The sequence below is a fragment of the Actinomadura sp. NPDC000929 genome (assembly GCF_040492065.1).
Lineage (GTDB): Bacteria > Actinomycetota > Actinomycetes > Streptosporangiales > Streptosporangiaceae > Spirillospora > Spirillospora verrucosospora.
This window is the reverse complement of the sequence record NZ_JBEUPA010000083.1, coordinates 1-21,241: the sequence shown is the minus strand read 5'-3', so window position 1 is coordinate 21,241 and position 21,241 is coordinate 1. Positions and strand designations below refer to the sequence as shown.

General features: G+C 74.0%; 20 protein-coding genes. 7 read left to right on the top strand and 13 right to left on the bottom strand.

Annotated features, from left to right (window positions below; all coding sequences use genetic code 11):
* Positions 1–3: 3 nt before the first annotated feature.
* Positions 4–1,452, bottom strand: coding sequence for an MFS transporter (locus ABWI04_RS25860; RefSeq protein WP_345181118.1), 1,449 nt, complete (start codon positions 1,450–1,452; stop codon positions 4–6).
* A gap of 197 nt (positions 1,453–1,649) precedes the next feature.
* Between ABWI04_RS25860 and ABWI04_RS25855 the strand changes: the two genes are divergently transcribed.
* Complete coding sequence (locus ABWI04_RS25855; RefSeq protein ID WP_345181116.1) at positions 1,650–2,084, top strand: CBS domain-containing protein; 435 nt, start codon at positions 1,650–1,652, stop codon at positions 2,082–2,084.
* A gap of 28 nt (positions 2,085–2,112) precedes the next feature.
* Here ABWI04_RS25855 and yczR read toward each other — a convergent pair whose 3' ends face one another.
* Entirely contained in the window at positions 2,113–3,597 is a 1,485-nt protein-coding gene (gene yczR / locus ABWI04_RS25850) for a MocR-like transcription factor YczR (RefSeq protein WP_353834059.1), read from the bottom strand.
* Positions 3,598–3,691: 94 nt separating this feature from the next.
* On the opposite strand from yczR, the gene yczE reads away from it, so the two are divergent.
* Positions 3,692–4,324 (top strand): membrane protein YczE, encoded by a 633-nt coding sequence (yczE, locus tag ABWI04_RS25845; RefSeq protein WP_345181111.1) that lies wholly within the window; start codon positions 3,692–3,694, stop codon positions 4,322–4,324.
* Here the strand turns inward: yczE and ABWI04_RS25840 are convergent.
* The 4 genes from ABWI04_RS25840 to ABWI04_RS25825 all read right to left on the bottom strand — a co-directional run bounded on the left by ABWI04_RS25840 (position 4,321) and on the right by ABWI04_RS25825 (position 8,345).
* Positions 4,321–5,448, bottom strand: a complete 1,128-nt coding sequence (locus ABWI04_RS25840; protein ID WP_345181108.1) for a glycerate kinase — start codon at positions 5,446–5,448, stop codon at positions 4,321–4,323. The two genes, yczE and ABWI04_RS25840, sit on opposite strands and share 4 nt — an antisense overlap.
* Positions 5,448–6,338, bottom strand: coding sequence for a hypothetical protein (locus tag ABWI04_RS25835; RefSeq protein ID WP_345181106.1), 891 nt, complete (start codon positions 6,336–6,338; stop codon positions 5,448–5,450). Before ABWI04_RS25835 ends, ABWI04_RS25840 begins: the two co-directional genes overlap by 1 nt.
* Positions 6,335–7,489, bottom strand: coding sequence for a S66 peptidase family protein (locus ABWI04_RS25830; RefSeq protein ID WP_345181104.1), 1,155 nt, complete (start codon positions 7,487–7,489; stop codon positions 6,335–6,337). The genes ABWI04_RS25835 and ABWI04_RS25830 overlap by 4 nt, the downstream gene beginning before the upstream one ends.
* Positions 7,490–7,577: 88 nt before the next feature.
* Positions 7,578–8,345, bottom strand: coding sequence for an SIR2 family NAD-dependent protein deacylase (locus ABWI04_RS25825; protein ID WP_345181102.1), 768 nt, complete (start codon positions 8,343–8,345; stop codon positions 7,578–7,580).
* 141 nt (positions 8,346–8,486) lie between these two features.
* Between ABWI04_RS25825 and ABWI04_RS25820 the strand changes: the two genes are divergently transcribed.
* Complete coding sequence (locus ABWI04_RS25820; protein ID WP_353834058.1) at positions 8,487–9,458, top strand: sulfotransferase family protein; 972 nt, start codon at positions 8,487–8,489, stop codon at positions 9,456–9,458.
* Positions 9,459–9,465: 7 nt separating this feature from the next.
* Here the strand turns inward: ABWI04_RS25820 and ABWI04_RS25815 are convergent, their stop codons facing one another.
* The gene (locus tag ABWI04_RS25815; RefSeq protein WP_378187739.1) at positions 9,466–11,427 is read right to left on the bottom strand and encodes an ABC transporter ATP-binding protein; all 1,962 of its coding nucleotides are present in this window, start codon (positions 11,425–11,427) and stop codon (positions 9,466–9,468) included.
* A gap of 197 nt (positions 11,428–11,624) precedes the next feature.
* Between ABWI04_RS25815 and ABWI04_RS25810 the strand changes: the two genes are divergently transcribed.
* Positions 11,625–13,553, top strand: coding sequence for a Xaa-Pro dipeptidyl-peptidase (locus tag ABWI04_RS25810; protein ID WP_353834056.1), 1,929 nt, complete (start codon positions 11,625–11,627; stop codon positions 13,551–13,553).
* Between the two features lie 51 nt (positions 13,554–13,604).
* On the opposite strand, the gene ABWI04_RS25805 is transcribed toward ABWI04_RS25810, so the two are convergent.
* The 3 genes from ABWI04_RS25805 to abc-f all read right to left on the bottom strand — a co-directional run bounded on the left by ABWI04_RS25805 (position 13,605) and on the right by abc-f (position 16,504).
* On the bottom strand, positions 13,605–14,432 hold the full coding sequence (locus ABWI04_RS25805; protein WP_353834055.1) for an enoyl-CoA hydratase/isomerase family protein: 828 nt from the start codon (positions 14,430–14,432) through the stop codon (positions 13,605–13,607).
* Between the two features lie 144 nt (positions 14,433–14,576).
* Positions 14,577–14,789: a helix-turn-helix domain-containing protein gene (locus ABWI04_RS25800; protein ID WP_021596738.1), complete on the bottom strand. Its 213-nt coding sequence runs from the start codon at positions 14,787–14,789 to the stop codon at positions 14,577–14,579.
* 116 nt (positions 14,790–14,905) lie between these two features.
* Positions 14,906–16,504, bottom strand: coding sequence for a ribosomal protection-like ABC-F family protein (gene abc-f, locus ABWI04_RS25795; RefSeq protein WP_353834054.1), 1,599 nt, complete (start codon positions 16,502–16,504; stop codon positions 14,906–14,908).
* Between the two features lie 271 nt (positions 16,505–16,775).
* Between abc-f and ABWI04_RS25790 the strand changes: the two genes are divergently transcribed.
* On the top strand, positions 16,776–17,573 hold the full coding sequence (locus tag ABWI04_RS25790) for a VOC family protein (RefSeq protein ID WP_353834053.1): 798 nt from the start codon (positions 16,776–16,778) through the stop codon (positions 17,571–17,573).
* 46 nt (positions 17,574–17,619) lie between these two features.
* On the opposite strand, the gene ABWI04_RS25785 is transcribed toward ABWI04_RS25790, so the two are convergent.
* The 3 genes from ABWI04_RS25785 to ABWI04_RS25775 are packed head-to-tail and all read right to left on the bottom strand — an operon-like array spanning position 17,620 to position 19,675.
* Complete coding sequence (locus ABWI04_RS25785; protein WP_353834052.1) at positions 17,620–18,381, bottom strand: AIM24 family protein; 762 nt, start codon at positions 18,379–18,381, stop codon at positions 17,620–17,622.
* Between the two features lie 2 nt (positions 18,382–18,383).
* Entirely contained in the window at positions 18,384–19,037 is a 654-nt protein-coding gene (locus tag ABWI04_RS25780; RefSeq protein WP_345181087.1) for an AIM24 family protein, read from the bottom strand.
* Complete coding sequence (locus ABWI04_RS25775; protein ID WP_345181085.1) at positions 19,037–19,675, bottom strand: AIM24 family protein; 639 nt, start codon at positions 19,673–19,675, stop codon at positions 19,037–19,039. Before ABWI04_RS25775 ends, ABWI04_RS25780 begins: the two co-directional genes overlap by 1 nt.
* Positions 19,676–19,742: 67 nt before the next feature.
* Here ABWI04_RS25775 and ABWI04_RS25770 point away from each other — a divergent pair, with 67 nt between their 5' ends.
* Both ABWI04_RS25770 and ABWI04_RS25765 read left to right on the top strand, forming a co-directional pair.
* Positions 19,743–20,138 (top strand): ABC transporter permease, encoded by a 396-nt coding sequence (locus ABWI04_RS25770; RefSeq protein ID WP_353834051.1) that lies wholly within the window; start codon positions 19,743–19,745, stop codon positions 20,136–20,138.
* A gap of 95 nt (positions 20,139–20,233) precedes the next feature.
* Positions 20,234–21,241: EAL domain-containing protein (locus tag ABWI04_RS25765; protein ID WP_353834050.1), on the top strand; the 1,008-nt coding region annotated here is incomplete at its 3' end.

Below are 21,241 nucleotides of genomic sequence, written 5' to 3'. Positions count from 1 at the left end.
GTGTCAGGCGGTCGCGGCCTTCTCCGCCGAGAGCGGCTCCGCCACGTCCTCCAGGGAGCGCTGCGCGGCCTCGACGCCGATGGCCAGCTCCACCAGCCCCGCGGCGATCATCAGCCCCGCGCCGAGGTAGTAGCCGTTCACGACGTTCGCCACCTTCTCGGTCTCCACCAGGCGGCCGAACAGCGCCGGCCCGATCACGCCGCCGAGGCCCGTCCCGACCGCGTAGAACGCGGCGATCGCCATCGCCCGGGTCTCCATCGGGAAGATCTCGCTGACCGTGAGGTAGGCCGACGACGCGCCGGCGGAGGCGAAGAAGAACACCGCGCACCAGCAGGCCGTCAGCGTCCAGGCGTCGAGCAGATCCGCGCGGAACAGCAGCCCCGTGCCGATCAGCAGCACGCCGGAGACCACGTAGGACGCCGTGACCATCGTCCTGCGGCCGACCGTGTCGAACAGCTTGCCGAGGAAGAACGCGCCCAGGAAGTTGCCGATCCCGATCGGGATCAGGTAGTAGCCGACCTTGGCGTCGGGGACGTCGAAGAACGTGCTGAGCACGAGCGCGTAGGTGAAGTAGACGGCGTTGTAGAGGAACGCCTGCCCGATGAAGAGGGAGAGGCCGAGAACCGTCCGGCGCGGGTAGCGGCGCACCGCCGTCGAGACGATCTCCCCGAACGAGACGACGCGGCGCTGCCGGACCCGGATGCTCTGCCGGGGGTCCTCCAGCGGCTCGCCGGTCTCCTCGGTGATCTCCCGTTCGATGCCGCCCACCACGCGCTCGGCCTCGTCCTCCCGCCCGTGGATGAACAGCCAGCGCGGGCTCTCCGGGACCATCCGGCGGACGAACAGCACGCCGAGGCCGAGGAGGGCGCCGAGAGCGAACAGGGCCCGCCAGCCGAGGTCCTCGGGGACGAGGTCGCCGTTCAGCACCGGGATCGACAGCGCCGCCGCGATGGACGTCCCGATCCAGAACGAGCCGTTCACCACCACGTCCACCCGGCCCCGCACCCGCGCCGGGATCAGCTCGTCGATGGCCGAGTTGATGGCGGCGTACTCGCCGCCGATGCCGGCCCCCGTGAGGAACCGGCAGGCGTAGAACCACATCGGGTTGAACGAGAACGCGGTCGCGACCGTCGCCGCCAGGTACAGCGCGAGCGTGGCGATGAAGAGCTTCTTGCGCCCGAACCGGTCGGTCAGATGCCCGAAGAACAGGGCGCCCAGGCAGGCGCCGATCACGTAGATGGACGCGGCCAGCCCGACCTGCCCGTCGGTGAGCCCGAGCCCTCCGGAGGCGTCGGTGAGCCGCGGGCCGATGACGCCGACGACGGTCACCTCCAGGCCGTCCAGGATCCAGACCGCGCCGAGGCCGACCAGGACCGTCCAGTGCCAGCGTGACCACGGCAACCGGTCGAGCCGGGCCGGGATATCCGTTTCGATGGTTCGTTCCGCCGTCATCGACATGCATCCCTTGGTTCCCGATCTACGGCTTTTATGCCGCCCTTATGCCGTCGCCTGACCGGGAGGGTTCACGGACCGGGGGTTTCGCTGGGAGCCGGAACATGCGATTTTGGCAGGACCAAGGCCCGGCCAGCGGCCCCCGCCCCCGGCGGCCGCCGTCCCCCGGGTCCGAAACCGGCACCGGAGCGTGAGGCATGCGGATTCGCGACATCCTGCGGAGGAAGGGAGACGCGGTGGCCACGGTGCGGCCCGACGCCACCGTGCGAGAGCTCCTCGCCGTCCTGGCGGAGCACAACATCGGGGCGGCGGTGGTCTCGCCCGACGGCGCCTCGATCGCCGGCATCGTGTCCGAGCGGGACGTGGTGCGGCGCCTGCACGAGCACGGCGCGGCGCTGCTCGACCACCCCGTCTCGCAGATCATGACCGCCGAGGTCCGCACCTGCGGCCCCGGCGACCAGGTGGACGACCTCCGCCGCGCCATGACCGAGCACCGGTTCCGGCACGTGCCCGTCGTCGAGGACGGCCGGCTCGTCGGGATCGTCAGCATCGGCGACGTCGTCAAGAGCGCCATCGACGAGCTGGAGAGCGAGCGCGAGCACCTGGTCGACTACATCCAGCGCGCTCCCTGACGCCCGCCCGACGCGGCGCCGGGCCCGGTCAGACGTAGGCGGGCAGCGGCCGGGCCGCCGGCGCCGCCTCGGCCTCGCGCTGGGCGAGGGCCAGCCGCCGCACCGCCAGGCGCAGCGTGTCCGGCGGCAGCACGTACGGGAGGCGCACGTAGTCCTCCAGCACGCCGTCCGTCCCGAACACCGGGCCCGCGACGACGCGGACGCCGAGCCGCTCGGACGCCTCGGCGAGCCGGGAGGCGATCGGCGCGCCGATCCTCGCCCACAGCGACATGCCCCCGTCCGGGAGCCGGAACTCCCAGCCCGGCAGCAGCTCGCGCAGCGCCCCGGCGAGCGCGTCGCGGCCGCGCAGCAGGCTCTCGGCGCGCTCGGCGCGGACCTCCTCCACCCGCAGCAGCAGCTCCCGGACGATCAGCTGGTCCAGGACGGGGCTCGCCATGTCGAGGGGCTCGCGGGCCAGCACGAGGCGGCGGGCCAGCGGGGCGGTGGCGCGGATCCACCCGATCCGCAGCCCGCCCCACAGCAGCTTGGAGGCCGAGCCGATCGTGACGACCCGGCCGCCCGCGTCGAAGGAGGCCAGCGGCGGCTCGCGCGGCGCGTCGGGGTCGTGGGCGAGTTCGGCGAAGGTCTCGTCGGCGACGAGGAACGCGTCCGCGCGCCGCGCCGCGTCGACCATCCCGGCCCGGTCGCCCGCCCCCATCACGTACCCGGTCGGGTTCTGGAAGTCGGGGATCAGGTACGCCATCCGGGCGGCGGCCTGCCGCATGGCGCCGGCGGCGAGCTCGACGTCCCAGCCCTCGTTGACGCCGACGGGGACGAGCCGGGCCCCGCGGCGGCGCAGCGCGCCGAGCGCGTGCGGGTAGGTGGGGCGCTCGACCATCACGGCGTCGCCCGGCTCCACCAGCAGCTGGGTCAGCAGCGTGAACGCGTGCTGCGCGCCGGTGGTGACGACGATCTGGTCGGCGCGGGTCGCGACGCCGCGCGCGGTGTAGCCGTCCGCGATGACCTGCCGCAGGCTCGCCAGCCCCGCGGGCTCGTAGCCGGGGCCGGAGCTGTAGCGGGGCAGCTCGTCGACGGCGGCGGCGACGGCCTCCTCGAAGATGGCGGGGGCGCCGGGGGTGGCGCAGCCGAGGTCGATGAACGACGGGTCGTCCGGTGCGGGGTGGGCCATGCCGTACCGGTGGCCGGCGGGGACGGCCCCGCCGTCGGGCGCGCCGGGCGGCTCGGCCGACGACATGCGCACCGGCGGCAGCGCCGTCCAGCTTCCCGCGCCCTGCCGGCTCTGGACGTAGCCCTCGTCGCGGAGCCGGTCGTAGGCGGTCGTCACGGTGGTGCGGCTGACGCCGAGGGCGGCGGCCAGGTCGCGTTCGGCGGGCAGCCGCGTGCGCAGCGCGAGCCTGCCGTCCAGGACGAGGGCGCGCAGCGACCGGGCCACCGCCGCGTAGACGGGGCGCTCGCCCGAGACGTCCCCGAGCAGCCGGGCCAGGTGCGGGCCGCTCACGTAGCGCGTGCTCATACGGGCCACTTTCGCACATTGGCTCTACCGATTCCAGTCCACTCGGGGGCAAGGTGGTCCGAAACGATGGCCGGCAGCGGAGGGGAAGCTCGAAATGGCCTTGATGGTGCGCCGCCTGGTGCAGCTCTACGTTGGATTGGCCTTGTACGGGCTCGGAATCGCCCTCCAGGTGTCGTCCGGGCTGGGCAACGACCCCTGGGACGTCTTCCACCAGGGGCTCTCACGGCGCTTCGGCCTGTCGATGGGCGCGTGGATCATCATCGCGGGCGCGGTCGTGATGCTCGCGTGGATCCCGATGCGGCAGCGGCCCGGCATCGGGACCGTCAGCAACGTCGTCCTCGTCGGCGTCTTCGCCGACCTGTTCCTGTGGCTGCTGCCCGCCCCCGGCGCGCTCGCCGGACGCTGGGCCTTCCTGATCGCCGCCGTGCTGGTGGGCGGCTTCGCCACCGGCTGCTACATCGGCGCCGGCCTCGGCCCGGGCCCCCGGGACGGGCTGATGACGGGGCTCGCGGCGCGCGGCCACTCGATCCGGGTGGTCCGGACGACGATCGAGCTGGCCGTGCTGGCCGTCGGCTGGCTGCTCGGCGGCACGGTCGGTGTTGGAACGGTCCTCTACGCGGTGGCGATCGGACCCCTGACGCACGTCCTGCTGCCCCGGCTGACCGTGGGGGCCCGCACGCCCGCACCGGCGCCCGAACCAGAACCCGAACCCGCAGGCGCCTGCTAGCCGCGGAACAGGCGGACCGCCTGCTCGGCGACGGCGGTGAGCAGGGGCGCGGCCCCCGCCTTCAGCTCCTCCAGGGTGCGGGGGCCGTCGGCGAGGCTGAACGCGGCGGTCAGGCCGAGCGCGTGCAGCTCCTCCAGCGGGCCGGTGACGCCGCCGGCCAGGGCGACGCACGGGACGCCGCGGTCCCGGGCGAGCGACGCGACCGCGGAGACCACCTTGCCGCCGGCGCTCTGCCCGTCCACCCGTCCCTCGCCCGTGACGACGAGGTCGGCGCCGTCGAGCGCGGCGGGCAGGCCGACGGCCTCGGCGACCAGGAGGGCGCCGCCGGACGGCTCGGCGCCGAGCAGGCCGACGAGCCCGCCGCAGGTGCCGCCCGCCGCACCGGCCCCGGGCAGGTCGTGCACGCGAGGGCCGCCGCGCGCGGCGACCACGTCGGCGAAGACGGCGAGGGCGGCGTCGAGATCGGCGACCTGGCCGGGGGACGCGCCCTTCTGCGGGCCGAACACGGCGGCGGCGCCGTCCGGCCCGACGAGCGGGTTGGTCACGTCGCAGGCCACCCGGAACCGGGTCGCGCGGACCTCGTCCGGCACCCCGGAGTCGTCGATCGACGCCAGCTGGGCGAGCGCTGCTCCGCCCGGCGGCAGCTCCCCGCCGGCGGCGTCCAGGAAGCGGACGCCGAGGGCGCGCAGCAGCCCGGCGCCGCCGTCGGTACTGGCGCTGCCGCCGATGCAGACCAGCACGTCGCGGGCGCCGCGCCGCACCGCGTCGGCGATCAGCTCGCCGGTGCCGGCGGTGCCGGCGTTCATCGGGTCGGGCGGGACGTCCTCGACCAGCGGCAGCCCGGACGCCGCGGCAAGCTCCACCACCGCCGAGCGCCCGTCGCCCGACAGCGCGTAGCGCGCCTTGACCGGGCGCCCCACCGGGTCGGTGGCGGCGACCTCGACCGCGTCGCCGCCGCGGGCGCTGAGGAAGCAGTCGAGGGTGCCCTCGCCGCCGTCGGCCATCGGCACGGCGGCGACCCGCGCGTCGGGCGCGGCGCGCAGGACGCCCGCCTCGACGGCGGCGCACACCTGGGCGGCGGACAGGCTTCCCTTGAACGAGTCGGGGGCGATGACGACCTTCATCAGCGCTCCGCCGCCAGCGTCGCGATCACGGAGGCGAACTCCTCGGGCAGGACCAGCGTGTCTCCCTCGTAACGGGTCTCCAGGCAGGTCAGCTCGCCGGCGCGCCACCAGTACAGGGAGGGGCTGAGCGAGCCGGGACCCTCCTCGTAGGCGCGGTGCGCCTGCGCCTGGAGCTCGGTCGCCGCCGCCACGGCCTCGCGGTAGCGCGCCCTCGGGTGGCCTTCGGTGATCCGGAGCGGGTGGGCGACGATGAGGCTGCGGTTGGGCGCGATGACCAGCGCGCCGTACGGGCCGATCGGCAGGTACTCCTCCAGCCACGCCAGGTGCGTGACGGCGTAGAACGTCCAGCCGTGCAGGACGGAGACGCGGACGCCGCCGAGGTCCTGCTCGTCCATCTGGAGCGGGCCGTCGGCGCGGACGTTGGCGCGGCCGAGCATGAACAGCGCGTCGCCCGACACCGGCCAGCCGCCCATCTCCTCGGTGGTGACCGTCCGGACGGTGGTGGGCGTGTCGACCACCACCACCTCGATCAGGCCGGGCGCGAACGGCCGGGCCGCGAGCACCCCGTTGTCGGCCTCCGCGGGGTAGATGCGGGTGCGCAGCAGGTGCTGGGCGAGGTCGAAGTCGCTGAGGTCCAGCGGCTCCTCGATCGCCGTGACGATCGTGGTCACGTGGTCGGAGACCAGCGCGGGCCAGTCGTCGCGCGGCACCAGCCGCGCGAGCTGCCGCAGGTCGCGCAGGCTGACGTGCAGCCTGTTGGCGCCCTCCAGCAGCATGATCTCGCCCGGCACCCGGCTGCACCGGTAGCCGAGGCTCTCGGCCACGAGGACGAGCAGGGAATCGAGGGTCCCGTCGTCCCACGGATCGGGACGGGCGTGGCGGCCGCTCATCGCGCACCTCCCGGGGGCGCTTCGAGGGTGAGCGCGCCGGTGTCCGGCACGGCGGGGTGCGGATGTGCGGGGTCGTGGCCCGGCGGGGCCGGGGCGTGGAGCACGGCGGGGGCGCCGAGCTCCAGGGTGTGCTGGCGCGGCCCGTGCCCGGCGGAGAGGCCGGCGAGGATCGGGACGCCGAGCGGGCCGAGCCTTGCGGCGAACACCGCGTCGAGCTCGGCGGGGTCGCCGCAGTCCTTCCAGGAGCCGAGCGCGAACCCGGCGGCGCCGTCGAACCAGCCGGCCTGGAGGAGCTGGACGAGCATCCGGTCGATCCGGTACGGCGCCTCGGTCACGTCCTCCAGGAAGACGACGCGGCCCGCGGCGGGCGGCGGCGCGTACGGGGTGCCGAGCACCGCCGCCAGGAGCGAGAGGGTGCCGCCGGTCAGCGGGCCCTCCGCGCGCCCGGGCCGCAGCGTGCGCGTGCCGGGCAGCACGGCGGGCGCCGAGCCCGATGACGCCGCGGACGACGTCGCGGCGCCGCCGAACAGGGCGGTGCGCAGGGACTCCAGGGAGGCGTCCTGCGCCGCCGGGTCGAGATCGGCGATCACTCCCGCGGGCATGGGGCCGAAGGACGTCGTGATCCGCAGGCGCGTTCCAAAAGCGCCGTGCAGCGCGGTGATGTCGCTGGAGCCGTGCAGGATCTTCGGCCCGCCGCCGGTGGCGGCGGACGCCTCGGTCGCGGCGCGCAGGGCGTCCCAGTCGAGACGGTCGAGGACGCGGGTGGCGCCGTAGCCGCCCCGCGCGCAGACCACCGCGCGGACCCGCGGGTCGCACCAGGCGGCCTGCAGGTCGGCGGCGCGGTCGGCGTCGGTTCCGGCCAGCCGGTGCCAGTCGCCGCGCACCGGGCCCGCCGGGCCCAGGTTGACACGGTCGAGGGCGTGCTTGCCGACCACGACGTCAAGGCCGAGGTCGCGCAGGACGGCGCAGCCCGCCTCCAGCCGCGCGGGGTCGGCGGGGCCGCTGGGCGCGACCACCGCGACGCGGTCGCCGGGCCGCAACCTCGCGTACCTGCGGGCCTTCCGCGCGTGCTCCGCACCGCCGGGCGTGCCGACGGCGGGCGCGTCCGGCGACCCGTGGGCCGCCACCGCGCGGGCGCCCCCGCTGTTCAACCCGATCCCTCCTCGCACCGCGACGGATAGAGCTTGTCAGGATCCGGACCCCAGTGGAAGGGGCGACCGGTCACGACCCGCCAACAGATCATCGCCCCGTGCCGAGCGCGAGGCCGGCCAGGCGCGGCAGCGTCTCGCCGATCGGCCGGCGCAGCACCGCGTCGGCCAGCCCATCGTACGGGGTCTCCTCCGCGTTGATGATCACCAGCCGGGCGCCGTGGTCGACCGCCTCCAGGCACAGCCCGGCGGCGGGCTGCACGGTGAGCGAGGTGCCGACCGCCAGGAACAGGTCGCAGGACCGCGCGGCGGTGATCGCCGCGTCGAGGACGTCCTGGTCCAGGGCCTGGCCGAAGGAGATCGTCGCGGACTTCTGGATGCCGCCGCACTCGGCGCAGAGCGGGTCGGCCTCCCCGGCCTCGACGCGCGCGATGATCTCCGGCATCGGGGTGCGCAGCCCGCAGGACAGGCACACGGCCTCGCGCGCGGTCCCGTGGATCTCGATGACGGCGCGCTCGGAGGATCCGGCGCGCTGGTGCAGGCCGTCGATGTTCTGGGTGATCAGGGCGCGGAGCCGTCCGGCCCGCTCCAGCTCGACCAGCGCGGCGTGCGCGGCGTTCGGCTCGGCCTCCCAGACGGGGGCGTCGCGCCGGGCCCGCCAGGCGCGGCGCCGCACCTCGGGATCGGCGAGGTAGGAGCCGATCGTGGACATCGCCTCCGCCGACGGGTCGCGCGTCCAGACGCCGTTCGGACCGCGGAAGTCGGGGATCCCGCTGTCGGTCGAGATGCCGGCGCCGGTGAGCACCGTGATCGCCTCGGCCTCCGGCAGGAGGCGGGCCAGCGTGCGGGGAGCGTCCACCGCACCATGGTAGGACCAGCGCCGCGCGGCCCGTCCCGGTGAAGGGAGGGGCCGCGCCGGTTAACGGATGGGTATCGGGCGGGTCCTTACGGAGGGTCACGGACCGACCGGCCCTCAAAAGGTGACAAACTTGGCCCGGTTATGAGGTCGACGCCGCACATCCTGGTGATCAACGGCACCAAGGTCCGCCGCCCGGTGTTCATCCTGGGCGCGCCGCACTCGGGTGCGGAGCTGCTGGCGCGCGCGGTCAAGCGCTCCCCCGGCTTCCACCTGACCACCGGCCGGCCGGACGTCCTGCGCGTCACCTACGCCTTCGCCCGCCAGCCCTCGATCGCCGAGCGCGGGGAGGGCGCCGCCCGCGTCCTGCGGGACGCCTACGCGCAGGCGTGGCAGGTGTCGGCGCGGGCCTGCGGTGAGTGCCCGGACGAGTGCCGCGAGATGGGCGGGCTGCCGCCGCGCCCGCCGGGCGGGCCGGAGGGTCCGGCCCCCGGCCCCGTCCCGGAGCCGCCCGGCCCGTGCGTGCAGGCGCAGGGGCTCGCCCGGTACGCCGACGCCTCCCCCGACCTGATCTACAGCGCCGACGTGCTGCTGGACGCCTTCCCCGACGCCCAGCTCGTCCAGGTGATCCGGGACGGCCGGGACGTGGTCGCCGACATGCTGGCCGACGAGCGCTGCCTGGCCTGGTTCAAGCCGGGCCTGGCCAACCTCGACACGGTGTTCCCCAACCCGTTCTTCGGCGTCGAGGACCACACGGACCGGAGCCGGTGGCCGCGCGCGGCGGCCGCCGTGAAGTGCGCCATGCGGTGGCGGGGGTCGGTGCGGCTGAGCGCGAGGCTCCGCCTCCAGGTCCCCGAGGAGCAGCTGGCCACGGTCCGCTACGAGGAGCTGGTGGCCCGGCCGCGCCGCGTCGGCGCCGACCTGGCGGAGTACCTGGACGCGCCGCTGTCGAAGTCGGCGCTGACGGGGCTGGTGCGGGCCGGGGCGCGCGACGCCGCCGAACCGGGCGTCGGGGTGTGGCGCGAGCGCCTCACCCCGCGGCAGGCCGCGCAGGTCGAGAAGGTCGCGGGCACCGAGCTGCGGCGGCTCGGCTACCCGCTCGGCTCCGAGGCCTGAGCGGCCGCTACTCGGCCCCGAGCGGCTCGGCCCGCCGCTCCTCCTCGGGGCCCTGGTCGCGCTGGTGCGAGAACTGCGTGCGGTAGAGCTCGGCGTACAGGCCGCCCTCCAGCAGCAGCTCCTCGTGCCGGCCGCGCTCGGCGACCCGGCCGCCGTCGACCACGAGGATCTGGTCGGCCTCCCGGATCGTGGACAGCCGGTGCGCGATCACCAGCGACGTCCGGCCCGCGAGGGCGGTGCGCAGGGCCCGCTGGACGGCCGCCTCGGACTCGGAGTCCAGGTGCGCGGTCGCCTCGTCGAGGACGACCACCGCCGGGGCCTTGAGCAGCAGCCGGGCGATCGCGAGCCGCTGCTTCTCCCCGCCCGACAGCCGGTAGCCGCGGTCGCCGACGACGGTGTCCAGGCCCTCGGGCATCTCGGCGACGAGGCCGCCGATGTGCGCGGCCTCCAGCGCGGCGAGGATCTCCTCGTCGGAGGCGTCCGGGCGGGCGTAGCGCATGTTCTCGCGGATCGAGTCGTGGAACAGGTGCGCGTCCTGGCTGACGACGCCGATCTCGGCGCGCAGCGATTCGAGCGTGACGTCGCGGACGTCGACGCCGCCGATCCGGACCGCGCCGGCGGACACGTCGTACAGCCGCGACACCAGGTGCGTGATCGTCGACTTGCCCGCGCCGGACGGCCCGACGAGCGCGACCAGCTGCCCCGGCGCGGCGGTGAAGTCGACGTCGTGCAGCACCTCGCGGCCGGGCGCGGTGTCGGTGCGGGCGATCGACTCCAGCGAGGCGAGCGAGACCTCGTCCGCCGACGGGTAGGCGAACCGGACGTGGTCGAACTCGATCGACGGCGCCTTCGACAACGCCGGGCCCGAGCCGTTGGCGGACGGCGCACGGGCCTCGGCCAGCTCCCGGGCGCCGTCGCGGTCGCGGACCAGCGGCTTCAGGTCGAGCACCTCGAACACGCGGTCGAAGCTGACGAGCGCGGTCATCACGTCCACGTGCACGTTGGACAGCGCGGTCAGCGGCCCGTACATCCGGGTCAGCAGGGTGGCGAGCGCGACGAGCGTGCCGAGCTGGAAGCTGCCGTCCACCACCAGGTAGCCGCCGACGCCGTAGACCATGGCGGTGGCCAGCGCGGCGACCAGGGTCAGCGCGGTGAAGAAGACCCGCCCGTACATGGCGGCGACGATGCCGACGTCGCGGACGCGGGCGGCGCGGCCGGAGAAGTTCTCCTCCTCTTCGGCCGGACGCCCGTAGAGCTTGGCGAGCATGGCCCCGGCGACGTTGAACCGCTCGGTCATCAGCGAGCCCATCTCGGCGTCCAGCACCATCTGCTCGCGGCTGACCCGCTGCAGCCGCCTGCCGACCCACTTGGCCGGCAGGATGAAGATCGGGAGCAGCAGCAGCGCGATCACCGTGACCTGCCAGGACAGGATGAGCATCGTCACCAGCACCAGGACCAGGCTGATCACGTTGGACACCACCGACGACAGGGTGGTGGTGAGGGCGCGCTGCGCGCCGATGACGTCGTTGTTCAGGCGGCTGACGAGCGAGCCCGTCTGCGCCCGCATGAAGAACGCGACGGGCTGCCGCTGGACGTGCGCGAACACCTGGCTGCGCAGGTCGTAGATGAGCCCCTCGCCGATGCGCGCCGAGTACCAGCGCTGCGCGAGGCCGAGCACGGCCTCCACCAGGGCGAGCCCGGCGACGGCGGCGGCGAGCCAGAGCACGACGTCGGAGCGGCCCGGCACGATGCCGCGGTCGATGATCCCCTTGAGCAGCAGCGGGTTGGCGACGACGATCACCGCGGCCAGCGAGTTCAGCGTGAGGAAGACCACCAGCTCGCGGACGTAGGGCCGGGCGTAGCCCGCGATCCGCCCCACCGTGCCGGGCGCCAGCTTCTGCCGGGTGACGGAGCTGTCCTTGCGGAAGGACGCCATCACCTGCCAGCCGTTGCCCGACATTCCCGGCATTCCCACGAGCGCCTCCGGTAGACGTCGACGTAATCAAGTACGTAATCAAGTAAGCATCTCAGTATCCGGCGTGGACAACGCGCCCCCGCCCGCCCGTCTTCCCGGCTCCGCTCACGGCGTAACACGCCTCTGGACAAGCCGCTCCCGGGGTGTAACCGTGATCTCCACTTCCCGGCTCACACCCCCCAGGAGCCCCGATGAGACGACGCCTCACCGGCGGCGTCGGCGTGATCACCCTCACCGCCGCGCTCGCCGCCGCCTCCGCGCTGCCCGCCGCGGCGGCCGGGCCCACCAGGTCCGCGCCCCGGCCACCGGGCGCCCACCAGGTCACGGTGCGGAACGGGGAGACGCAGCCCGTGTTCTCCCGCGCCGACGCCGTCACCCAGACCGTGAACATCGAGACCACCGCCGACAGCGACCGCGACGGCGTGCGGGACCGCGTGCAACTGCGGATCATGCGGCCCAGGGAGACCGACACCGCCGGCCTGAAGGTCCCGACGATCCTGGAGCCGAGCCCGTACTGGGCCGGGATCAACGACGTCCCGAACCACCCCGTCGACATCGGCGACGCCCGGGCCCGCTCGCTCACCACCACGCGGCGCGACCTGGCCGAGGTCTTCCCCGGCTACTACGACAACTACTTCCTGCCGCGCGGCTACGCCGTCGCCGACCTGGACAGCATCGGGACGGGCGGCTCGACCGGCTGCCCGACCTCCGGGGACCGCAGCGAGCAGGCGGGCGCGAAGGCCGCCGTCGACTGGCTCAACGGGCGGGCCCGGGGCTGGACGCCGGACGGCGCGCCGGTGAAGGCCACCTGGTCCACCGGGAACGTCGGAATGATCGGCCAGTCCTACGACGGGACGCTGCCGAACATGGCCGCCGCCACCGGGGTCGAGGGCCTGAAGGCCATCGTCCCGATCGCGGGCATCTCCAGCTGGTACGACTACTACCGCGCGGGCGGCGGCGTGGTCGCGCCCGGCGGCTACCAGGGCGAGGACCTGGACGTCCTGGCCAAGGCCGTGCTGACCCGCGAGAACCCCGAGGTCTGCGCGAAGGTCATCGAGGACATCGAGGCGTCCCAGGACCGCGAGACCGGCGACTACTCCACGGTGTGGGCCGAGCGCGACTACGTCGGGCAGGCGCGGAGGGTGCGGGCCGCCGTCATGGTCGTGCACGGGCTCAACGACTGGAACGTCAAGGTCAAGCACTCCGTGCAATGGTGGAACGCGCTGAAGGAAGCGGGCGTGCCGCGCAAGCTGTGGCTCCACCAGGGCAACCACTCCACGCCGTTCCGCTGGCGGGTCGAGGAGTGGCTGCGCCAGGCGCTGCACTGGTTCGACCGCTACCTGTACGGCGTCCGCAACGGGATCGAGCACGAGCCGCGCGTCGACGTCCAGCACGCGGACGGGACGTGGGAGACGGCGAAGGACTGGCCCGTCCCCGGCACCCGCACCGTCCCGGTCAGCCTCAACGCGGGTCCGTCCGGGCAGCCGGGCGCCCTCGGCCTCAGGCCCCGGCCCGGTCCGGCGCAGTCGTTCACGGACGCGGGCAGGACCCGGACGGCCGAGGAGCTCCTCGCGAACGAGGGCCAGGCCGACCCGAACCGGCTCGCCTACCTGACCGGGCCGCTGACGGAGCCCGTCCGGGTGGACGGCATCCCCTCGGTCTCGCTGCGGGCCTCGCTCGACGGCCGCTCGCCGTACCTGACGGCGCTGCTGGTCGACTACGGCACCGACACCCGTCCCACGGGCGCGCGCGTCACCACCGGCGAGGAGGTCTGCTACGGCCAGAGCGTGCCGGGCGACTCGGGCTGCACGATCCGGCAGGCGCTGCGCACCGAGACCGCCCCCTACAAGATCATCACGCGGGGGTGGCTGGACGCCCGGAACCGGCACGACTTCGCCCGGACCGAGCCGATCGAGGCGGGGCGGACCTACTCCTTCCGATGGGACCTCGAACCGACCGACTACACGGTCAAGGCCGGCCACCGGCTCGGCGTGATCCTTCTGTCCACCGACCACGACTACACGCTCCGCTACCCGGCGGGGACGAAGGTCGAGGTGCGGCCGGGCGTCAGCAGGGTGCTGCTGCCGCTGGCGCCGGGCGGCCGCGAGCCGCTCCGGTAGCGCGGCGCGGCGGGCCGGGGGCGTGGGGCGCCTCTCCCCCGGCCCGCCCGCTCACGAGCCGAAGACCTCGCGGAGGCGGCCGATCTGCTCGCGGCGCTCGGCGGCGCACTGCTCCTCCAGGGTGTTCTCCGCGGCCTGCCACAGCAGCCGCTTGGTGGCCGCGGCCGCGCCCGGGTTCACCGCGAGCAGGGCGTCCGCCAGATCGCGGACGGCGCCGTCCAGGCCGTCGCGCGGGACGACGGTCTCGGCGAGGCCGATCCGGGCCGCCTCGTCGGCGAGGACCGTCCGGGCGGTGAGGCACAGCTCCAGGGCCCGCCCGATCCCCACGATCTCGACCAGCGGCTTGGTGCCGGTCAGGTCCGGGACGAGCCCGAGCGCGGGCTCCTTCATGCAGAACTTCGCGTCCTCGGCGACCACGCGGATGTCGCAGGCCAGCGCGAGCTGGAAGCCGGCGCCGATGGCGTGGCCGTGCACCGCCGCGACGGAGACGATGTCGGGGCGCCGCAGCCAGGTGTAGCCCTCCTGCAGCTCGGCGATGAAGCGGTCGGTTCCCTCGGCGTCTGCGCCGTCGGTGAACCCCTCGCCGCCTCCCCCGCCGGAGAACATGCCGAGGTCGATGCCCGCCGAGAACGAGGGGCCCTCGCCCCGCAGGACGACGACGCGCACGTCCGGGGGCAGGGAACACCCGATCGCGGCGAGCCCGCGCCAGGTCGCGAACGTCATGGCGTTGCGCCGCTCGGGCCGGTCCAGGGTGACGGTCGCGATCGCGCCGTCCACGTCCAGCCGCAGGCCCGCCTCGTCGAGGCCGGGCGGGGTGTGCTCCGCCGTCTCCGGCGCCGTGGCCGTTTCCGGCCCGCCGGCCGTGGTCGCGTCCCCCATGGGTCTTCCTTCCGATGAGCGTTCGGGTCCCGCCCCGCCGTCCACGGGGCGGGACCCGCACCTGTCCGTCGCCGCGACCGAACCTTACTCGGTCGGTCGCGGCGCCGGGTCAGGCGGTGCGCTCATCCGGGGGCCGGTGTCCGGTCAGGACTTCTTGCCCCGGGTCGCGCCACCGCGACCGCGCAGGTTGACGCCGGACTCGGTCAGAATCCGGTGGATGAAACCGTACGAGCGGCCGGTGGCGGCTGCCAGGGCGCGGATGCTCTCGCCGGAGTCGTACCTCTTCTTCAGGTCCGCCGCCAGCTTGTCGCGCTCGGCACCGGTCACGCGGGTGCCCTTCTTCAGGGTCTCGGCCACGAGTACCTCCCGTAGTGATGTGGTGACCGCTGCGTTATCCCCCGCCATGATCAGTCATTCCCGCCGGTTCGGCTACCCACTCGGCCAGAAAAGATCTGCGGAAGTCACTCCGCAGGTCACGCGAGGGCCACCAGATCGGCAAACTCGTCACTCCAGATGTCTTCCACACCATCTGGCAGCAAAATCACTCTTTCCGGTGCGAGCGCCTCCACCGCGCCCTCGTCGTGGGTCACCAGGACGATCGCTCCGGCGAACGTCCGCAGCGCGGCGAGGATCTCCTCGCGGCTCGCCGGGTCGAGGTTGTTGGTGGGCTCGTCGAGCAGCAGCACGTTGGCGCTGGAGACCACGAGCATCGCCAGTGCCAGCCGGGTCTTCTCGCCGCCGGACAGCACCCCGGCGGGCTTGTCGACGTCGTCGCCGGAGAACAGGAACGACCCGAGGATCTTGCGGACCTCGACCGGCGCCATGCCGGGCGCGGCGGACTGCATGTTCTCCAGGACGGACCGCTCGACCTCCAGCGTCTCGTGCTCCTGCGCGTAGTAGCCGATCCGCAGCCCGTGACCGGCCACGACGGTACCGGTGTCGGCCTTGTCGACCCCGGCCAGCAGGCGCAGGAGGGTGGTCTTCCCGGCGCCGTTCAGGCCCAGGATGACGACCCGGCTGCCGCGGTCGATGGCCAGGTCGACGTCGGTGAATATCTCCAAAGATCCGTACGATTTCGACAAACCCTCCGCGGTGAGGGGGGTTTTGCCGCAGGGAGCCGGGTCCGGGAAGCGAATTTTGGCCACCTTGTCGGCCTGCCGCTCGCCCTCGACGCCCGCCAGCAGCTGCCGGGCCCGCCGGTCCATCTGCAGGGCCGCCTTGGCCTTGGTGGCCTTGGCCCGCATCTTGTCGGCCTGCGACAGCAGCGTCGACGCCTGCCGCTGCGCGTTCGCCGACTCGCGCTTGCGGCGCCGCTCGTCGGTCTCGCGCTGGTCGAGGTACTTCTTCCAGCCGACGTTGTAGATGTCGATCACGCTGCGGTTGGCGTCCAGGTGGAACACCCGGTTGACCACCGCGTCGAGCAGCTCCACGTCGTGGCTGATGACGACCAGGCCGCCCTGGTGGCCCTTGAGGAAGTCGCGCAGCCAGACGATCGAGTCGGCGTCCAGGTGGTTGGTGGGCTCGTCCAGCAGCAGGGTGTCGGCGCCGGAGAACAGGATGCGGGCCAGCTCGACGCGCCGCCGCTGGCCGCCCGACAGCGTGCCGAGCGGCTGGGTCAGCACCCGGTCCGGCAGCCCGAGGCTGGAGGCGATCGAGGCGGCCTCGGCCTCCGCGCTGTAGCCGCCGAGGACGTGCAGCCGCTCCTCCAGCCGCCCGTACCGGCGGACGGCCTTGTCGCGCCCGGCGCCGGTCGCGGTCGCCATCGCCTCCTCGGCGGCGCGCAGCTCGCGGATCACCTCGTCCAGCCCGCGGGCCGACAGGATCCGGTCGCGGGCCAGCTCGTCGAGGTCGACGCCGCGGGGGTCCTGCGGCAGGTAGCCGATGGTCCCGGAGGAGGTCACGGCGCCCTGCGCGGGCAGCGCCTCACCCGCCAGGACCTTGGTGAGGGTGGTCTTGCCGGCGCCGTTGCGGCCGACGAAGCCGACCCGGTCGCCGGGGTTGACCCGGAAGCTGGCGGCCTCGATCAGCAGCCGGGCCCCGGCGCGCAGCTCGATGTCTTTCGCGATGATCACAGTGACAGGGCTCCCCTGACGGACGGCTCGGTGGACAGGCACGAAGAAGCGCGCCGCGCGGTCCTGTGACCGGGGCGCGCTGGGCGGCCTGTCAGTTCGGGAGCGGAACCATTCGCCCAGTGTACGTGAAGCCGGGCCGGTCCCGGCCATCGCGGCGCCTGCCGGGGCCCGATGTGTAGACGCGGTGGGCGGGGCCAGGATGGGAAGTGGCGGCGCGTGCGGCGGGACGACACCGGGGCCACGGTCCCCAGCACGGAGGAGTGTGAGGCAGATGACCCACGTCACGGGCAACGCGCCGGAAGGGACGCCCAACTGGCTGGACATCGGCGTCCCCGATCTCGACCGGGCCAGGACGTTCTACGGGACCCTGCTGGGCTGGCAGTTCCAGGACGCCGGGCCGGAGGCGGGCCACTACAACATGTGCAACCTGCGCGGCGAGCCCGTCGCGGGGATGATGCAGAACCCCGAGGGCGAGCCCGACGTGTTCTGGTGGAGCGTCTACTTCGCCGCGGACGACTGCGACGCGCTGGTCAAGCGCGCCACCGACGGGGGTGGGGAGGTCGTGGTCGCGCCCATGGACGTGATGGACCTCGGCCGCATGGCCGTCCTGCGCGACCCGCAGGGCGCGCACTTCGGCCTGTGGCAGGGCCGCTCCCACTTCGGCTCGCGGATCGTCAACGAGCCGGGCTCGTTCGCGTGGAACGAACTGGTCACGCGCGACTCCGCCGCGGCCGGGGAGTTCTACCGGGCGGTGTTCGGCTACGAACTGGAGCCGATGCCGGGCGACATGGACTACACCGTCCTGCGGCGGGCGGGCGACGGGCGCTACGCCGGCGGCATCCTCGGGGGATCCGAGATCGTCCTCGGCGGGGGTGACGGCCCCGTCTCGTCCTGGCTGACGTACTTCGCGGTCGACGACGCCGACGAGGCGGTCCGCAAGGTCCGCGCGGGCGGCGGCGCCGTCGACTCCGAGCCCGAGGACACCCCGTACGGGCGGGCGGCCTCCGTCCGCGACCCCTTCGGCGTCCCGTTCCAGGTGATCAAGCCCGCGCAGGAGCCGGAGTCCTGACCGGGCGGCCCGGGGGCCGGACGTGCTCCGTCCGGCCCCGGGGCGGTCAGCCCTGGCGTTCGGAGGCGAGCCGCTGCGTGATCGTGTGCTGGAGGCGCTGCAGGCCGGACGTGCCGACCAGCCCGATCTGGCCTTCGAGGTCGCGCAGCAGGACGTCCTCGTTCATCACGACCTCCGACGACTGCATCATCACGGTGCCCTGGCCGGTGAAGTCGAACTGGTGCTCCTCGCCGGACGAGCCGCCGATCCCGAAGACCATCCGGGCGGCGCCGAACGCGCCGCGCATGTAGGAGTGGTCGTAGTGGTGGCAGGGCGACGGGCAGTCGGCCCAGCCGAGCAGCGCCTGCGGGTCGACGCGGATCGGCGGCTCGACGAAGTGCACGGGCCCGTTGGAGGCGGCGACGAAACGCCCCGTGCCGATCAGGGTCAGGAACCCGGGGATGATCGACTGCTTCAGCTCCAGGCCCGGTTCGAAGGCGAGCAGGTTCCCCGCCCGGACGGTGAGGTTGCCCTTCTCCAGGTCGAAGGAGTTGACGTCGAACCCGCGGTCGGCGAGGACGAGCTTGCCCTGCCCCTGCGCGACGATCCAGTCCTGCGCGTACAGCGGGGAGTTGAAGGTGTGCGCGACGAGGGAGTCCAGCGGGCCGGCCGACAGCGCCTCGAACCTGATCTGCCCGTAGTAGGCGATCATCTTGCCCTTCTGCGCGAACCACTGCCCGTTGAGGTCGACGCTGAAGGCGTAGGGGTTGACGTTGTCGTTGGACGGCAGGGTCGTGGGGTTCCAGGTCCGCGTCCCGAACGTGCTCACGGTCAGATCTTCCTCTCGCTGGCCTGGACGTAGACGACGCCGGAGCCGCTCAGCTCCAGCTGGAAGCCCTCGCCGGAGCCGCGCCCGATCAGGTCGCGCAGCCCCACCGCCGTGGTGAGCTTGTTCTGCACCTGGCCGCGATGGGCCACGTACGCCTGCGGGTCGACGTGGACCGGGCGCTGCGGGGTGATCGGCAGCTCCATCACGCCGCCGTGCGACAGCAGCGCGCACGCGCCGTGCCCGGTGAGCGTCGTGGTGAACAGGCCCTGCCCGGTGACCGCGCCGCGCACGATGCCGCGCACGCCGCCCTGCTCGCCCATGAACATGGTTCCGACCTGCAGGGTGGTGTCGTGCACCAGCAGCCGGTCGGCCTCGGCGTACAGGGTGTCGGCGCCGTTCAGCTCGACGACGGACACGTGCAGCCCGCCGTGGCCGAACATGACGCTGCCCTGGCCGGTGACGTGCATCATCGCGCTGTGCTCGCCGGCGACGGCGCGCCCGAGCGTGCCGCCGATGCCCTGCCCCGCCGTGGCGGTCGGGGCGAACGACACCGCGCCGGTGTAGGCCAGCATGGCGCCGCGCTTGCTGTAGACCTCCTGCCCCGGTCCGATCCGGACCTGGAGCATCTTGGAGTTGATCGACTCGTAGCCGGGCATCAGATCTCCAGAATCCCGCCGCGCTCGGCCGGCTGGACGTAGACCAGCCCGTGCCCCTGGTACCGGAACTGCACGCTCTCCCCCGATCCCTGGCCGATCACCGTCCGCCAGTTGACGTCGGTGACCACGTCCTGCTGAAGCTGCCCGTGATGGCAGACGTAGGCGTGCGGGTCGACGCAGAGCGGCGTCTGCGGCGTCACCTCCAGCGCGATGGCCGGCCCCTGCGACAGGACCGCCACCGTCCCGTGCCCGTCGACCTTGGTGGTGGCGAGGCCCTGGCCGGTGCCCATCCCCCGCAGCCCCACGAACTGCACGCCCGTGTTCAGGCTCCCGTCGAGCGCCAGCAGGCTCTCCGACTCCACGAACAGGGTGTCGCCCGTGAGCTGGACGAGCGTCACCTCCGTCGCCTCGCTCGCCAGGTAGACCGTCCCCTGTCCCGTGATCTCCATGAGGGTCATGCCCTCGCCGGCGATCTTGCGTTTGAGGGCGCCGCGCAGCCCCTCGCCGCCCGTCATGCCCTGCCGCTTGAACGCCATCTGGCCCTCGTAGGCCACCATCGAGCCGTTCAGCGCCCGGATCGTCTCGCCGCCGAGGTCGACGGCGAGCATCTTCGAGCCGTTCATTCGAAATTGCGCCACGAAGCGAGAAGATACCGCCCGGCGCGTTGCCGGTCCGCCCGGTGCGCCGATCGGCAAGGATGAGCACATGTGGATCGCTCCCGAACGCCGCAGTCTCAGCCGGTGGGCAGTCCCAGGGCTCGTCCTGGGCGCCGGCGTGGTGGTCGGGGCCGTGCTGGCCGCCGACGGGCGGTCCGGCACGGCCCTCATCGCGCTGGCCGCGCTGGCCGGGTACGCGGCGTACCTCGCCTACCGGCGCAACGAGCCGGCGCTGCCGCTCAGTGAGGGGTTCGGGTCGGGCACCCGGGCCCGCGCCCACCTGCGGGCCGCCGCCATGACGGGCGACGTGCTGACCGTCGCGGTCGTCGGCGGCCTCGTCGTGCAGGCCCTGCGCGGCGCCGACATCACCGCCTACGTGTGGCTGGCGGCCGTCGCCGGCGTGACGTACCTGCTGTCGGCGGTCGTCGGCGGCCGCGGGCTGTGACCGGCGGCCGTCCGGCCGGGTGAGCTGCGGGAATAGTCGGTTAACTTCTCCTGACAAAAGCGGTTTCGCCGGTCCCCGGGCGGCATGATGCGCCTGTGTCCGCCTCCGACACCCTCGACGCGCTCGTCCCGGCCCGGGCCGTGTTCCACCCCGTGGTCGACCTCGGCACGGGCGCCGTCGTCGCCGTCGAGGCGCACGCCGCCCCGGCCGGCGAGTCCGACCGGACCGGCGGACCGGTGCGGCCCGACCCCGCGTCCGGGGACGTGCGGCGCGCGGTCGAGGCCGCGCGCGCGGCCGCCGAGCTGGGCACGCCGCTGCCGCTGCAGATCGGGCTGCGGGCCGAGACCCTCGCGAGCGGCGGCGACCTGCTGGCCGGGCTGCACCGCGGTCTCGGCGAGACCGGGCGGCGCCCGCAGGAGATCATCCTGTGCGTCGGCGGGGGCTTCGCGCCCGCGCGGCGCCCGGCCGTCGCCGCCGCGCTGGCGGCGCTGCGCCGCGCCGGATACCTCGTCGGGCTGTCCGGCCTCGGCTCCGCGCACACCCCGCTCGACCTGCTCGTCGACGGCGCCTCCTACCTGCTCAAGCTCGATCCCGGGCTGGCCCGGACGGCGGCCGCCGACCCGCGCCGCGCGGCGCTCGTGGCTAGCCTCGTCGAGCTGGCGCACCGGCTGGAGACGCACGTGCTCGCGCCCGGCATGACGACGCCCGACCAGGTGCTGCACCTGCGGGAGGCCGGCGTCCGGCTCGTCCAGGGCCCGGCCCTCGCGCCGCCGGACTGGCGCCCGGGGATGCCGGTGAGCATCCCGGTCACGGGCGGGCACGAGCCGCCCGCCCGGCCCGGGGCCGGGCTCGGGCCGCGGGTGTCGGAGTTCACCCTCCCCGCGGTGACGCTGCCGCTGACGGCGACCGCCGGCGAGGTGCTCACCGTGCTCAACGCCGAGACCGGCGCCACCAGCGTCGTCCTGGTGGACGAGCGGCAGCGGCCGAGCTTCACCGTGGACCGGACGCGCTTCCTGCTCCGCCTGTCGGGCGCCTACGGGCACGCCCTCCACGCGCGCCGGCCCGCCGCGCGGCTCGCCGACCCGCCGCGGCCGGTCCCGCGC